Source organism: Pandoraea pnomenusa (assembly GCF_040391475.1).
Taxonomy (GTDB): domain Bacteria; phylum Pseudomonadota; class Gammaproteobacteria; order Burkholderiales; family Burkholderiaceae; genus Pandoraea; species Pandoraea pnomenusa_C.
Window position 1 is genome coordinate 252,707 of sequence record NZ_JBEBXS010000005.1, and the last position, 14,365, is coordinate 267,071.

Sequence of the window (14,365 nt, forward strand, 5' to 3'; positions counted from 1 at the left end):
CGAATTATACAAGTTAGCCCTTATCCTTATCGACATGACGCAGGTTCCGCAGACTGCAACGCGGCAGGCGTTCCCCCCAAATCAAGAGATCAGTGGAGAGATTCGATGGAGTTGGCACAACGAGAAGCGGTCGGGGCCAAGTACAGCGCCGCCGCCATGCAGCGCGCCCAGGCCCTCACATGGGAAGCGACGGAGAAGATCGCGGCCCTCATCAAGCCCGGCATGCGTGAGTCCGAAGCGATTGCCGCGAGCAAGACGCTGCTCGGCACGCTCGGCATGGACCGCATCTGGCATCCCGTGCTGATCCGCTTCGGCGAGAACACGCTGCGCACGTTCAGCGAACGCAGCAACAACGATCCGGTGCTCGGCGACGACGACATCTACTTCATCGATATCGGCGTGGTCTTCGGCGCGCACGAAGGTGATTGTGGCTTTACGCGCACCACCGGCACCGATCCCGAAATGCAACGCTGCGCCGACGACGCCAAGCGTCTGTTCGACATCGTGCATGCCCACTGGCGCGCGCAAGGCGTGAGCGGACAGGCACTGTACGAATTTGCCAAGGCGCAGGCAGAGGACATGGGCTGGGTGCTCAACCTCGACATCAAGGGGCACCGCGTGAGCGACTTCCCGCACGCCATCTACAAGGGCGGCAAGCTCGGTGATCTGGCCGACACGCCCAACGGCGGCCTGTGGATTCTCGAGATTCAGATCGCGCACCCGACGCGTCCGTTCGGCGCCTTCTACGAAGATCTGCTGGTCTGATCGCTGACGCAGACCGCGTGGCGACGGCGCAACAATCCCGAGGTCATTTCCGATCTTTGGGCGCCGTTGCGCGTCGCCTCCCCCGTCATTTCGACGGGGAAATCCCCCCGCCTCATCTGACCCCATATCCCCTCTCGCGCACGCCGGTGAACGTGTGCGGGCAGTTGTGCGAATTGTCCAGTGCCACGCGAAAGTGCGTTGTGGCCCGTCGTCAGGACTTTTGACGCATCTTTCCCCAATTACCGGTTATGCGGTACCGTTCGATAGTCGATGGAACATAGTCCCGTGACAGTCTTGCAGCGGAGACGTCGCCCCGGAACCTTGCCGGCCTCAGGCAACGGTACGAAGGCGAGCTGCCTGTCATGTGTCTCCATCGTCGGCGCAGTTGAAGTCTTCCTTTATCTCGCCCATCTCGCTCAGACAAGAACCACAGAAAGACGATGAAAAATCCAACGTTCACCAAAGCGCTTTTCGCGACAGCCCTGAGTTGTGCGCTGTTCAACGTTCACGCCGCCTCGCAGGCGCCGGTCGGTGCCGAGAACGGCATGGTCGTGACGGCCCAGCACATCGCGTCGAAGGTCGGCGTCGATGTCCTCAAGGCCGGCGGTAACGCCATCGATGCAGCCGTTGCCGTAGGCTACGCGCTCGCCGTGGTGTATCCGGCGGCGGGCAACATCGGCGGCGGCGGCTTCATGACGATCCAGCTGGCCGACGGCCGCAAGACCTTCCTCGACTTCCGCGAGAAGGCACCGCTGGCCGCGACCGCCAACATGTATCTCGACAAGGACGGCAACGTCATCAAGGGCGCCTCGACCACCGGCTATCTGGCCGTGGGCGTGCCGGGCACCGTGTCGGGCATGGAATACGCGCGTGAGAAGTACGGCACGAAGACGCGTCAGCAACTGATCGCGCCGGCCATCACGCTGGCCGAGAAGGGCTTCGTGCTCGAACAGGGTGACGCCGACATGCTGTGGACGTCGACCAAGGACTTCGAGAAGGATCGCGCGAACTCGGGCGCCATCTTCCTGAACAAGGGCCAGCCGTTCCAGCCGGGCGAGCGCCTCGTGCAGAAGGATCTCGCGCGCACGCTCAAGCTGATCAGCGCCAAGGGCACGGACGGCTTCTACAAGGGTGAAGTGGCCGACAAGCTCGTCGCGTCGATGAAGGCAGGCGGCGGCATCATCACGCAGGCCGATCTCGATCAGTACAAGACGCGCGAACTGGCCCCGGTCGAGTGCGACTATCGCGGCTATCACGTGGTGTCGGCACCGCCCCCGAGCTCGGGCGGCGTGGTGATCTGCGAGATCATGAACATTCTCGAAGGCTACCCGATGAAGGAGCTGGGTTATCACTCGGCGCAGGGGGTGCATTACACCATCGAGGCGATGCGTCACGCGTACGTCGACCGCAACAGCTATCTGGGTGATCCGGACTTCATCAACAACCCGATCGCGCACCTGCTCGACAAGAACTACGCGGCCAAGATTCGTGCCGCCATCAACCCGCAGAAGGCCGGTATCTCGCAAGAGATCAAGCCGGGTGTGCCGCCGCATGAGGGCAGCAATACCACGCACTACTCGATCATCGACAAGGACGGCAATGCCGTGTCGGTCACCTACACGCTCAACGACTGGTTCGGCGCGAAGGTCATGGCCAATGGCACCGGCGTGCTGCTCAACGATGAAATGGACGACTTCACCGCCAAGGTGGGCGTGCCGAACCTGTACGGTCTGATCCAGGGTGAAGCGAACGCCATCGGGCCGGGCCGCCGTCCGCTGTCGTCGATGAGCCCGACCATCGTCACCAAGGACGGCAAGCCGGTCATGGTCGTGGGCACCCCGGGCGGCAGCCGCATCATCACGGCCACGCTGCTCACGATGCTCAACGTCATCGACTACGGCATGACGCTGCAGGAAGCTGTCGATGCGCCGCGCTACCACCAGCAATGGATGCCTGAAGCGACCAACATCGAGGCGTTCGCGCTGAGCCCGGACACGCAGAAGATCCTCGAGAGCTGGGGTCAGAAGTTTGCCGGCCCGCAACCGGCGAACCACGTGGCCGCAATTCTGGTCGGTGCGCCGTCGCTCGGCGGCAAGCCGATCGGCAAGAACCGCTACTACGGCGCGAACGATCCGCGTCGCAATACGGGTCTCGCACTCGGGTACTGATGCCGCAGGCAGATCCGGGCAGTGTCCGGATCTCTCGCGACACATCGACAACGGGGGCCGCTTTCGCGGCCCCCGTGCTTTTGTAGCACGCCGGCATTGGCGGCGACGGCATCAACGCCGATGATCGACGGCGCGTGCCAGCCGTTCCCCGGTGAACTGCACGAGCGTAACGAGCGCCACCAGGATGGCGATCACATTGAACATCACGCTGGTCTCGTAGCGCTCATAGCCGTAGCGCACCGCGAGATCCCCCAGCCCGCCCGCGCCGACGGCACCGGCCATCGCCGACGCACCGACCATGGCGATCACCGTCACCGTCGCGCCGCCGAGAATCGCCGGCAGCGCCTCCGGCAACAGCACGTGACGCACGATATGCCAGCGCCGGCATCCCATTGCGCGCGCCGCCTCTATCAGGCCCGGATCGATCTCGCGCAGACCGACCTGCGTCACGCGGGCGAAGAACGGCACCAGGTGGACGGCGAGCGGCACCACGGCCGCCCATGTCCCCATCGTCGTGCCGACAATCCAGCGGGTGACCGGGAGCAACGCCACCAGCAAGATAATGAACGGCACCGCGCGAAACAGATTCACGGTGACCGAGAGCACCCGGTTCAGGCGCGGGCGCGGCGCCAGGCCGCCCGGAGCGGTCACGACCAGAACCACGGCCAGCAGCATGCCAAGCGCAAAGACGATGGCGCACGCGCTGGCCACCATCAACAACGTTTCGCCGAACGCGCGAAGGTATTTGTCGAGCATAGGGATTCCGGATTCAGTAGGCTTGCGCCTGCGCGCGAGTGGCCGTTTGCGTGGGCTTGCCTTGCCACGCGCGTTGCAGCGGACGAAGCAGCGCGCGCGTGGCCTCCGACAGCGGATTGGCGAAGACTTCGTCGACTGGCCCAAGCTCGGCGATATGGCCCTGATCGAGCACCAGCACGCGGTCGCAGGCCTGATGGATCACGCCCATGTCATGCGTGATGAGCACGACCGTCAGGCCGAACTCGCGCTGCACGTCGCCGAGCAGCGTGAGAATTGCCTCGGTCGTCTCCGGGTCGAGCGCCGACGTGGCTTCGTCGCACAGCAAGATCTCGGGCCGGTGCACGAGCGCGCGCGCAATGCCGACCCGTTGTTTCTGCCCGCCGGAGAGCATGGCGGGATAGGCGTCGGCCTTGCCCGAGAGGCCCACGAGCGCAAGCAACGCGTTCACGCGCGGTGCGATCTGCGCTTTCGGCACGCCCGCCACGCGCAGCGGCAGCGCCACATTTTCGAAAACGGTCTTCGCCGAGAGCAGGTTGAAGTGCTGAAAGATCATGCCGATGCGGCGGCGCAGCCCGACCAGCGCGTCTTCGTCGAGCGAGCCGACATCGACGCCATCGACCTTGACGTGGCCATGACTGGGCCGCTCCAGCGCGTTGATCGTGCGCAGCAGCGTCGACTTGCCCGCGCCACTGCGGCCGATGATGCCGAAGGACTCGCCGCGTTGCACCGCGAACGAGATGTCCTGCAGTGCGGCGCTCGACGCGCCGGCGTAGACCTTGCCGAGACCGTCGAAAGTGATATGGGCCACTTCACGCGCGGCCGCCGTGGGCAGACGCGTGACCGGGGCAGTCGTGGCATGGCGGGTCGTCATGGTGGTGTCCTCGCAGTTCGATGTCGGTTTGGCGCGTGGATCAGAACGCCGGGACGACCGAGCCCTGGTACTTCGTCTCGATGAACTTGCGCACTTCCTCGGAGTGATAGGCCTTGACGAGCGGCGCAACCCACGACGCGTTCTTGTCCTTCTCGCGCACGGCGATGATGTTCACGTAGGGATTGTTTTCGCGCTTTTCCACCGCAATGCCGTCACGCGTGGCGATGAGGCCGACCTGATAGGCGAAGCTGTTGACGATGGCCGAGGCGTCGACGTCGGGCAGCGAGCGCGCGAGCACGACCGATGCGCTTTCGATGAACTCGAGCTTGCGCGGGTTGGCGGTCACGTCGGCGAGCGTGGCGGTGCCGGTGTACGGATCGAAGCCGTCGCGCAATTTGATGAGACCGTGATCGCGCAGAATCACGAGTGCCCGCGTCTGATTGCTCGGATCGTTCGGCAACCCGATCTTCGCACCGTTCGGCAGCGCTTCGAGCGATTTGTACTTCTTCGAATAGAAGGCGATGGGCGAGATCAGCGTGTCGGCCACGGCCACGATCTTGTAGCCGCGCTGCTTGACCTGATCGCGCAGGAACGGGATGTGCTGGAACGAGTTGGCGTCGAGATCGCCGTTGTTGAGTGCCTCATTGGGGCTCGCCGTGCCCGTTATCACGACAGGTTCCACGTTCAGGCCGCGCGACTTCGCGACCTTCGTGACCACTTCCCAGATTTCCTCGTCGACGCCGCCGCGCACGCCGACCTTGAGCGGCTTGTCGGCCGCCTGCGCGCCGACCGTACCGAACGCGCCGACAGCCAGGGCGAGCGAGAGACTGCCGAGCAGTCGAAACAATTGGCGGCGTTGCATGAGGAACTCCCCTTGTAATGGTTTGGGTGATGCCGTAACAGGCGAACGCACAGTCTAGGAAGCCGGCCTGCGCAACGTCCAATAACCAATTGCGCAAAGCAAATACCCGCGGCCGCGCAGAGCTTTCGCACCCCGCAACGTCTGGACTTGTAACTTTTTGTAATACGCCGACGGGAAATTCAGGAACTCACCGCGAGCGCGCCGTCCAACAGGTTTCCCCCGTGTACTGCGTCAAGGCGTTGCGAGGCGGCCGTCCGGCCCGCGCGACATCGTGTGGTCCTGCATGCACGCACCGTCCCCGCCCATCAACCGCTCACTACGGAATCGCGTGAAGATGTCTGTCCTGTGGCACCAGTACCCCGCCTTCGATCCCGCCCTGCCCCGTCTCTATCGCGTGTCGCCGCGTGTCATCGCGCTCGCGCGTCTGATGCTTTTTGGCGTGATCCTGTTGATCGCCGGACTGCCGGTGAGCGACGCGCTGGCTGCGAACGCGCACCCCACGAGCACGGGAAAACGTCGTCACGACGCCACCAAGAAGAAAAAAGCCACAGCCAAGGCCCCGGCAAAGGCTGCGCACCGGAAGCAGGCTGCTGCGGCCAGCACTTCGCGCAAGCGTGCGGCGAGCCAGCACGCGAAGGCGGCGCCGGCGCGCAAGACAGTCAAGGGGAAGGCCGTGCACAAGTCGCCGCGTCAGGCGAAGGCGGCGGTAAAGCGTGCGCCGAAGGTCGCGCATCGCAAGACTGCGCCGAAAGCGGCAGCGGCGGCAGCGGCTTCACCGAAAAAGGGCGCAAAGAAGGCACAGGCGGCGCAACTCAGCACCGACGCAAAACCCCGTCTGCTCGCGCGTTGCGGGTTCACGGCGGCGTCGCGAAAGCGTCTGTTCTCGCGCTCGGTCTACGTCGTCGACGAGAAGACACGCACGCCGCTCTTCGCGCTGAATGCCGATCAGGTGCGGCCCATTGCGTCGCTCACCAAATTGATGACGGCGGTGGTCTGGCTCGATAGCGGCCCGGCCATGCGTGTGCCATTGACCGTCACGAACGCCGACCTCGACACGCTCAAGTTCACCCGTTCGCGTCTGCTGGTCGGCTCGACGCTCTCGCGCGCCGAGATGCTTCATATCTCGTTGATGGCGTCGGAGAACCGTGCGGCGGCTGCGCTCAGCCGCGACTATCCGGGCGGGCGTCCGGCGTTTATCGCCGCCATGAACGCGAAAGCGCGTGCATTGAACATGCCCAACACGCGCTTCGAAAACTCGACGGGACTCTCGCCGCGCAATGTGTCGACGGCGCGCGAACTGGCGCGGCTGGTACGTGCGTCCAACGGCTATCCGCTGATCCGCCGCTATTCCATCGATCATCAGCAGCGCGTGCAAACGGGCAAGGGACAGCTGCAATACGTGAACACCAACCGGCTCGTGCGCTACGGCAAAGTCCACGCGAGCGTGCAGAAGACCGGCTTCATCAACGAATCGGGGCACAACATGGTCATGCGCGTGATGGTGCACAAGCAACGCCCCGTGATCGTGACGATGCTCGGCAGCGACACCCCGGAAGGCTCGCGCCTGGATGGCGTTCGTATTGCGCACTGGCTGTCGTGTTCATTGCGCTGACGCGAGCGCGTTGCGCTCCCCCACAACCTCGCCAGCCCCGGCGCGCCTAGCGAATACGGTCGAACAGCGGCGACGACTGGCTTGCCGCCGCCAGCTCGGAGGCCGCAGCGAGCAACGCGGGCCCAAGCTGTGCCATCCGCGCTTCGTCGAGACGCATCAACGGCCCGGCGATACTGATCACACCGAGCGCCGGATACCCCCGACGCAGAATCGGCGCTGCCATCGCCGTCATGCCCGGTGAGAAGACCTCATTGATCGTGGCGTAGCCGCGCTCACGCGCCGCACTCAGAAACGCCAGCAGCCCCTGCACGGTCGTGGGTGCGTTCGGGCCGTAGTCGCTCGGCTTGCCGAAGCCCTGACGACTCACGAGCGCCAATGCCCGCTCGTCGGTCATCGTCATCATCCACGCATGCCCGGTCGCGGAGCACGACAACACCGTGTCCATGCCCATGTCCGGGTCGTACTTCAATCCCTTGATCGCCCCCTGCGCCTTCGCGACCCACGTAATGCGATCGCCATCGACAATGGCCATGCGCACCAGCTCGCCGGAGGTCTCCGCCAGACGATCCAGAATCGTTTGCGCCATGTCGACGATGCCGGACGTGCTCAGGAAACTCAGCCCCAGTCCGACCAGTTTGGTCGTGAGCACGTAGTCGCCATGCTCGCGCAACTGCCGCACGTACCCGAACGACTTCAGATCGGTCAGCAGTCGGTGGCAAGCGCTGCGGGGAATATCGAGCTCGTCCGCAATGAACGCAAGCGGGGTGCCCCCCACTTGCTGCGCCAGCAGTTCGAGAATTGCGAGCGTTCGCTCCATCACACCGTTCATCGTTGCGTCTCCGTTTTCCGCATTGTGACACTCAATTCCAGTCTGGAATAGTGTTCCACCACTCTCACTAAGATCACGCTTGCCAGCCCCGGAGGTGTCCTGGGCGGCCCCCGATGTGATCGCCAGCGACATGCGGCGACGGCGGAACCGACTGCGGCAGATGCCGATGTTCAGGCCGCCGTGCGGCTGCCACGATGGGGCATAACGACAGATAACGGCTAGGAGACAGGCATGACTCACGTAACGACCTCGGCGTCGGACACGTCGATGCAGACACGGGCGGTCACCGCCGCCACGATCGGCACCGCACTCGAATGGTTCGACTTCACGCTTTACGGTGCGCTGGCGGCGACGTTGCTGCCCAAACTTTTCTTCCCGGCGATGGAGCCGACCTCGGCATTGCTCGCGTCGCTCGCCACGTTCGGCGTGGGCCTGGCCGCCCGACCGCTGGGCGCCATCATCTGTGGCTCGCTGGGCGACAAGTTCGGCCGCCGCAACCTGATGCTCGCGACCGTTTCGGTGATGGGTGTGGCGTCGGTACTCATGGGATTGCTGCCAACCTACGCGCAGATCGGCATCTGGGCACCTATCCTGCTCGTGGTGCTGCGCATCGTGCAGGGCTTCGCGCTCGGCGGCGAGTCGACCGGCGGGCAGTTGATGGCCATCGAGCACGCCAGTCCCGAGCGACGCGGCATGTTTTCGGGTCTGCTGGGCATTTGCTCGCCGGTGAGCCAGATCCTGGCGAATGCCGCGCTGTTCGGTTTGTCGGCATCGCTCTCGGCCGAGGCGTTCGAGTCGTGGGGCTGGCGTGTGCCGTTCGTGTTGAGCTTTCTGCTCGTGATCGTGGGCGTCTACATCCGGCTCAAGGTGCATGAGACGCCGGCATTTGCCGCGATGAAATCCGCCACGCAGGTCGTCAAGGTCAGCAATCCGTTGCGCAATGCCGTGCGCCTTCATTACAAGCCGCTGATCCGCTGGACGCTCTTCTTCTGTGGGCCTGCCGCGATCTTCTATCTCATCGTGGTGTTCTCGTTGAGCTACATCACCAAGACGCTTGGCGTGCCGAAGCAAACCGGGTTCATGCTGCTCATGGGGGCCAACGTTTTCGCCATCTTCGGCGCGCTGATCGGCGGCGCCCTCAGCGATCGCATCGGCCGCAAGAAAGCGCTGGCCATCGGCTCGTGCGCCACGCTCGCGATCTCGCTCGTCTATTTCTCCGTGCTCGATACGCGCAGCTTCGTGCCGATGCTGCTCATCATGGGCCTGTTCCTCGGTTTCACGCAGTACCAAAGCGGCATTCAGCCGGTCGCGTTCGCCGAAGCGTTTCCGACCAACGTCCGCTACTCCGGCTCCGCGCTCGCCTATACCGGCGCCAACCTGCTGACCGGTGGCCCGATGCCGATGGTGGCGGTCTGGCTGCTCTCCATCAGCAACGGTTCCCCCTGGGCGGTCGTGGCCTTGTGCGCGACGCTCAATGTGATTTCGCTCGCCGCCATCCTGATCGGGCCGGAGACGCGTGGCATCGACATGCACCGCACCGATTCCGCGCAGGCGCTCACGGGGGATGCCTCAAGTGCCGCGCCGCTCGATGCGCACGGCAGCATGCCCCACCGTCATTGATTGTTGTCTTTCCCTGGAATCGAATTGCACACCATGTCCGACCTTGTCTACATTCTCAACGGCCCGAACCTCAACATGCTCGGCAAGCGCGAGCCGCATCTCTACGGGCACACGACGCTCGCCGAGATCGAGGCCGCCACACGCGCACTCGCCGCCCGCCTGGAACTGCGTTGCGAGTTCAGGCAGACGAACAGTGAGGCGACGATGGTGGATTGGCTGCAGGAAGCCTTCGAAGCCGATGCCGGTGTCGTGCTCAATCCGGCCGGCTTCTCTTTCCGGTCGATTCCGGTGCTCGATGCGGCGAAGTTGCTGCGACGCCCGCTGATCGAGGTGCACATCACCAACATCCACAAACGCGAGGAGATTTACCGGCACTCGTTGATCTCGAGCGTCGCGACCGGCGTGATTTGCGGGCTCGGCGTGCAAGGCTATTCCCTGGCATTGCACGCCTTGGCCGGCATGCTCGCTAGCGCTCACGCGCCCGCGCGTGCCAGCATCCCCACACTGCCGTAGCGAACAGCAGCAAGGCGCCCGCACCGATCACGGCGTTGAAGCCCTGATTGAAGGCCGTATTCGCCAGCGACGTGAGCGAGTCGGCCAGCGGTGCGGGCAGATGCTCCGCGACGAGTTGCGCCTCGTCCAGGCTGTCGCGCACGACTTCGGGAAGCGCGGCCGTTTGCGGGACATGCATCGCGCGACCGTAGACGAACGTCAGCAAACTGCCCATGAATGTCACGCCCAACGCCCCGCCAAGTTCGTAGGAGACCTCCTCGACCGACGCGGCCATCCCCGCGCGCTCGGGCGGAGCACTCTGCATGATGGTGCTCGATGCCGCCGTCATGGTGGCGCCCACGCCGAGGCCGAGCGTTGCCAATGAGAGGATCGACAGCGTGAGGCCCATGTCGCGGAAGAACAGGTAGCCCGCCATGCCGGCGGCCGACATCGTCAGCGCAATCGGCAACAGACGCGTGCTGCCCATGCGCGGCAACAACCGTCCGGCGATGGGGCCGGCCACGAACGCCGCCAGCGACAACGGCATGTTGGCCCAGCCCGCCTCCAGCGGTGTATAACCCAGCACCAGTTGCAGGCGCTGGCTGAACACCAGTTGCATGCCGATGAGTGCGGCGGCGGCCATCAGTGCGGCGGCCACGGCACCCGCGAAAGCCGGATTGCGGAACAACGTGAAGTCGAGCAGCGGGTGCGCACTGCGTTGCTGGCGTCGCACGAATGCCCACAGGAACGCGGCGCCCACGACCAGCGCGATACCCACGGTCGCCCAATCGGGCGTCATCTTGCCCGCGCTCTTGATCGCGTACGTCACACCGATCAGCCCCACCATGAAGAGCAGCGAACCGTACCAGTCCCACGGCTGGGTCGTCGTCGCGCCCCCCTTCGGGATCAGCCACCATGCCAACGGAATGGCGACCAGCACGATCGGCACATTGATCAGGAAGACCGACCCCCACCAGAAGTGCTCGAGCAGTGCGCCACCCACGATCGGACCGAATGCGGCACCGCCCGAGGCGACCGACGCCCAGATGCCGATGGCGAGCGCTTGCTCGTGGGCATCGGTAAAGGTCAGACGGATGAGCGACAGTGTCGCGGGCATCATCATGGCGGCACCGACGCCGAGGAAGGCACGCGCAGCGATCAAGATCTCCGCGTCGGGGGCGAAGGCAGCGGCAAGCGACGCCACGCCGAAGACCGCAAGCCCCGCGAGGAACAGGCGTTTGTGGCCGAGACGGTCGCCGAGCGTGCCCATGCCGAGCAGCAGGCCCGACACGACAAGCGCATAGGCGTTGACGATCCACAGCTTGGCGGAAGCCGTTGCTGCCAGATCGTGGGTCAGACGAGGCAGTGCCGTGTACAGCACCGTCATGTCGATCACGATGAGCAGCAGCGCCACCGACACGATGGCCAGCACCAGCCAGCGGCGTGCGCCGCGGGCCTGGGTGACCGGGTTCGATGAAGTATGCAGACTGGACATCGGGAAACTCCTTTTATGGCGCAGCGGTTGTGATTCCGCCCCCTTTTTCCGTCTGCGCACTTTCCTTTTAATTTAGGGGAAAACCCGTATCATCCATCAATAAATCGATTAATAAAAGTTGGATTGCATCTATTAAATAGATGAAATTGAATTGAACTGGCAGCAGCGGCTTCAAAACGCTATTAGTAGGAAGGTGCGAGGCGTTCTTGCGCGGAAAAGTGCGATTCGAACGGGTGTTCTACGAAGCGCACCGACACTGGCGATGCATGACGGGGCCGCATACAATTTGCGCCACATTCTCATCGGGCGAAAAATCCCTATCTATTTCGTACATGGCATCTCATCCGACCCGAATTCCTGACGCCGTCTCGCTCCCGGAGCTGACGGTGCGCGGCATGATCCTCGGCGCGCTGATCACCGTGGTGTTCACCGCCTCCAACGTTTATCTGGGCCTGAAAGTCGGGTTGACGTTTTCCTCGTCGATTCCTGCGGCCGTCATCTCGATGGCGGTGCTTCGCGCGCTTCGGGGCGGCAACATCCTCGAAAACAACATGGTGCAGACGCAGGCGTCTGCGGCCGGCACGCTTTCATCGATCATCTTCGTACTGCCCGGTTTGCTGATGATCGGGCATTGGCAGGGCTTCCCGTTCGGTCTGACACTCGCGATCTGTGCATCGGGCGGGATTCTCGGCGTGCTGTTTACCATTCCGCTACGTCGCGCGATGGTCGTCGATAGCGATCTGCCTTACCCCGAAGGCGTTGCCGCGGCGGAGATCCTGCGTGTGGGCAGCGAGGGGGACGGGGTGTCGTCCGCCCAGCAGGAACGGGACGGCAAGGAAGCTTCGAGTGGCGTGCGTGAAATCGCATTCGGCGGCGTGGTGTCCGCGTTGTTTGCCTTCGCGACGACCGGCCTCAAGGTGCTCGGCGAGAGCATCACCGCGTGGGTTCCTGCGGGCACGGCAGTCTTCCGCCTGACGACGGGGTTCTCGCTCGCATTGATCGGTGCCGGCTATCTCATCGGCATTGTGTCGGGACTGGCGATTCTGCTTGGCATTGTGTTCAGTTGGGGCATTGCCGTCCCGGTGCTGACATCCATCACGCCGAATCCGGACGGCCAGGCGATTGCCGCATTTGCCAATGGCCTGTGGCAACACAAGGTGCGCTTCATTGGCGCGGGCACGATCGGTGTCGCCGCGATCTGGACGCTGATCACACTCGCCAAGCCGATGGTCGACGGTGTGAAGACGTCGTTCGCCGCATTGGGGCAGTCTCGCGGCCGCGGGGCTAACGCCGGCAGCGGCGCCGCAGTTGGACGTACCGAACAGGACCTGTCGCCGTACTGGGTCATCGGTCTCACGCTCGTATGCGTGGCCGTGTGGGTCGTGACGTTCGGCATCTTTCTGGCAGACGCACCGCTGTCGTTCGGCGCAATCGCCACGTTGGTGGTTTGCAGCGTGGTTTTCGCGGTGGTCTTCGGCTTTCTCGTGGCGGCGGCGTGCGGCTATATGGCGGGGTTGGTCGGATCGTCCGCCAGTCCGATTTCCGGCATCGGGATCGTTGCGGTGGTGCTGGTGTCGCTGCTGATCCTGAGCGTCAGTCAGGCGAGCGGGCTGCTCGATACCAGTGAAGGCAGTCAGCTCGGGATCGCACTGGCGCTGTTCACGACGTCGGCCGTCATTGCCATTGCCACGATCTCGAACGACAACCTGCAGGATCTGAAGACCGGGTGGCTGGTGGGTGCGACGCCCTGGCGTCAGCAGGTGGCACTGCTCGTCGGCTGCGTGGTCGGCGCGGCAGTGATTCCGCCGGTGCTGAACCTGCTTTACAACGCGTATGGCTTCATGGATGCGCTGCCGCGCGCCGGCATGGATCCGTCGCAGGCATTGTCGGCACCGCAGGCCATTCTGATGACGGCGATTGCCAAGGGTATTTTCACGCATCAGCTCGACTGGTCGATGCTTGGCATTGGCGCGGTGCTCGGCATCGTACTGATTGCGATCGATGCGGCGTTGGCGAAGCGCGGTGGCGTGGCGCGCGTGCCGGTGATCGCGGTGGGTATCGGGATTTATCTGCCGCCGACGGTCGGCTCGGTGCTGGTGATCGGAGCCGTGCTCGGTTGGATTGCGCATCGCGTGCTGAAGGCGCGAGCGAAGGCGCAAGGTAAGGACGGTGCGGCTTTCGCCGAAGCTGCGGAACGACGAGGCGTGTTGCTCGCTTCCGGGTTGATCGTCGGCGAAAGCCTGGTCGGCGTTGCGATGGCGATGGTCGTCGGCTTTACCGGATCGGACGCGCCGCTGGCGATCGTCGGCAGTGGCTTTGCGCCGACGGCGGAGTGGCTGGCGTTGATTGTCTTTGCCGGAATCTGCTTTACGATCGTGCGTCGCGTGCTTGCTGCGGGACGTTGATCATCGGTTGTATTGGTAGTTGTTTGACTCGCTGCGGATTGGTGGATGTTTCGGACATCGCGGTTCGCAGCGGGGACTCCCTTCCCCGCGCCTGATCCCCTTGCTACACATCTGCCGTTTCGACGGTCCCGCCTCCGGTCAGCAATCTTCACGCGCCGACATCGCATATCCGTCGTTTCGAGTGCGTCCGATATCGATGGGCATGGCCTCGCAATCGCTTTTGGCTCGTGATCAGGAGCGACTTTACGTTCGCCCTTGATCTTCATCTGTTGTGGATCGTAGGTGACGTGAAGTTCAACGAAGACAATGCTCGATGTTCTCGTTCATTGATGAGGCATGGTCTCCCAGTCACGGGTGGCGGTTGGTGGTTGGCGGTTGGTGGTTGGCGGTTGGTGGTTGGCGGTTGGTGGTTGGCGGTTGGCGGTTGGTGGGTGGCGGGTGGCGGGTGGCGGGTGGCGGGTGACCGGCTCGGCGTTTGCGTTCGCCTTGA

The 14,365-nt window shown here is 63.9% G+C and carries 10 protein-coding genes and 1 pseudogene; 6 read left to right on the forward strand and 5 right to left on the reverse strand.

Annotated features, from left to right (window positions below; genetic code table 11):
• Positions 1-105 precede the first annotated feature (105 nt).
• Together ABWO90_RS08290 and ggt are read left to right on the forward strand one after the other, a co-directional pair.
• Positions 106-765, forward strand: a complete 660-nt coding sequence (locus ABWO90_RS08290; RefSeq protein ID WP_353190728.1) for a M24 family metallopeptidase — start codon at positions 106-108, stop codon at positions 763-765.
• Between the two features lie 545 nt (positions 766-1,310).
• On the forward strand, positions 1,311-2,933 hold the full coding sequence (gene ggt / locus ABWO90_RS08295) for a gamma-glutamyltransferase (protein ID WP_502922573.1): 1,623 nt from the start codon (positions 1,311-1,313) through the stop codon (positions 2,931-2,933).
• 111 nt (positions 2,934-3,044) lie between these two features.
• Here ggt and ABWO90_RS08300 read toward each other — a convergent pair whose 3' ends face one another.
• The 3 genes and pseudogenes from ABWO90_RS08300 to ABWO90_RS08310 all read right to left on the reverse strand — a co-directional run bounded on the left by ABWO90_RS08300 (position 3,045) and on the right by ABWO90_RS08310 (position 5,422).
• Positions 3,045-3,689, reverse strand: coding sequence for a methionine ABC transporter permease (locus ABWO90_RS08300; protein ID WP_353190730.1), 645 nt, complete (start codon positions 3,687-3,689; stop codon positions 3,045-3,047).
• Between the two features lie 73 nt (positions 3,690-3,762).
• Positions 3,763-4,560: pseudogene (locus tag ABWO90_RS08305) on the reverse strand (methionine ABC transporter ATP-binding protein); the annotation flags it as partial.
• Between the two features lie 40 nt (positions 4,561-4,600).
• Positions 4,601-5,422 carry a MetQ/NlpA family ABC transporter substrate-binding protein gene (locus tag ABWO90_RS08310; RefSeq protein WP_353190731.1) on the reverse strand — a complete coding sequence of 274 codons (822 nt, stop codon included), beginning with the start codon at positions 5,420-5,422 and terminating at the stop codon, positions 4,601-4,603.
• Between the two features lie 334 nt (positions 5,423-5,756).
• On the opposite strand from ABWO90_RS08310, the gene ABWO90_RS08315 reads away from it, so the two are divergent.
• Positions 5,757-7,034 carry a serine hydrolase gene (locus tag ABWO90_RS08315; RefSeq protein WP_353190750.1) on the forward strand — a complete coding sequence of 426 codons (1,278 nt, stop codon included), beginning with the start codon at positions 5,757-5,759 and terminating at the stop codon, positions 7,032-7,034.
• A gap of 46 nt (positions 7,035-7,080) precedes the next feature.
• Here the strand turns inward: ABWO90_RS08315 and ABWO90_RS08320 are convergent, their stop codons facing one another.
• Positions 7,081-7,863: an IclR family transcriptional regulator gene (locus ABWO90_RS08320; RefSeq protein WP_353190732.1), complete on the reverse strand. Its 783-nt coding sequence runs from the start codon at positions 7,861-7,863 to the stop codon at positions 7,081-7,083.
• A 231-nt stretch (positions 7,864-8,094) separates the two neighbouring features.
• Here ABWO90_RS08320 and ABWO90_RS08325 point away from each other — a divergent pair, with 231 nt between their 5' ends.
• Both ABWO90_RS08325 and ABWO90_RS08330 read left to right on the forward strand, forming a co-directional pair.
• Complete coding sequence (locus ABWO90_RS08325; protein ID WP_353190733.1) at positions 8,095-9,483, forward strand: MFS transporter; 1,389 nt, start codon at positions 8,095-8,097, stop codon at positions 9,481-9,483.
• Positions 9,484-9,516: 33 nt separating this feature from the next.
• Positions 9,517-9,996, forward strand: a complete 480-nt coding sequence (locus tag ABWO90_RS08330) for a type II 3-dehydroquinate dehydratase (protein WP_353190734.1) — start codon at positions 9,517-9,519, stop codon at positions 9,994-9,996.
• Here ABWO90_RS08330 and ABWO90_RS08335 read toward each other — a convergent pair.
• On the reverse strand, positions 9,950-11,470 hold the full coding sequence (locus ABWO90_RS08335; protein WP_353190735.1) for an MFS transporter: 1,521 nt from the start codon (positions 11,468-11,470) through the stop codon (positions 9,950-9,952). The genes ABWO90_RS08330 and ABWO90_RS08335 overlap by 47 nt on opposite strands.
• Positions 11,471-11,802: 332 nt before the next feature.
• On the opposite strand from ABWO90_RS08335, the gene ABWO90_RS08340 reads away from it, so the two are divergent.
• Positions 11,803-13,875, forward strand: coding sequence for an OPT family oligopeptide transporter (locus tag ABWO90_RS08340; protein WP_353190736.1), 2,073 nt, complete (start codon positions 11,803-11,805; stop codon positions 13,873-13,875).
• Positions 13,876-14,365 lie beyond the last annotated feature (490 nt).

Bases quoted from the DNA above. Each gene is read 5' to 3' on its own strand.
- ABWO90_RS08290 (WP_353190728.1), top strand. From the start codon at position 106: ATGGAGTTGGCACAACGAGAAGCGGTCGGGGCCAAGTACAGCGCCGCC.
- ggt (WP_502922573.1), top strand. From the start codon at position 1,311: ATGGTCGTGACGGCCCAGCACATCGCGTCGAAGGTCGGCGTCGATGTC.
- ABWO90_RS08300 (WP_353190730.1), bottom strand. From the start codon at position 3,689: ATGCTCGACAAATACCTTCGCGCGTTCGGCGAAACGTTGTTGATGGTG.
- ABWO90_RS08310 (WP_353190731.1), bottom strand. From the start codon at position 5,422: ATGCAACGCCGCCAATTGTTTCGACTGCTCGGCAGTCTCTCGCTCGCC.
- ABWO90_RS08315 (WP_353190750.1), top strand. From the start codon at position 5,757: ATGTCTGTCCTGTGGCACCAGTACCCCGCCTTCGATCCCGCCCTGCCC.
- ABWO90_RS08320 (WP_353190732.1), bottom strand. From the start codon at position 7,863: ATGAACGGTGTGATGGAGCGAACGCTCGCAATTCTCGAACTGCTGGCG.
- ABWO90_RS08325 (WP_353190733.1), top strand. From the start codon at position 8,095: ATGACTCACGTAACGACCTCGGCGTCGGACACGTCGATGCAGACACGG.
- ABWO90_RS08330 (WP_353190734.1), top strand. From the start codon at position 9,517: ATGTCCGACCTTGTCTACATTCTCAACGGCCCGAACCTCAACATGCTC.
- ABWO90_RS08335 (WP_353190735.1), bottom strand. From the start codon at position 11,470: ATGTCCAGTCTGCATACTTCATCGAACCCGGTCACCCAGGCCCGCGGC.
- ABWO90_RS08340 (WP_353190736.1), top strand. From the start codon at position 11,803: ATGGCATCTCATCCGACCCGAATTCCTGACGCCGTCTCGCTCCCGGAG.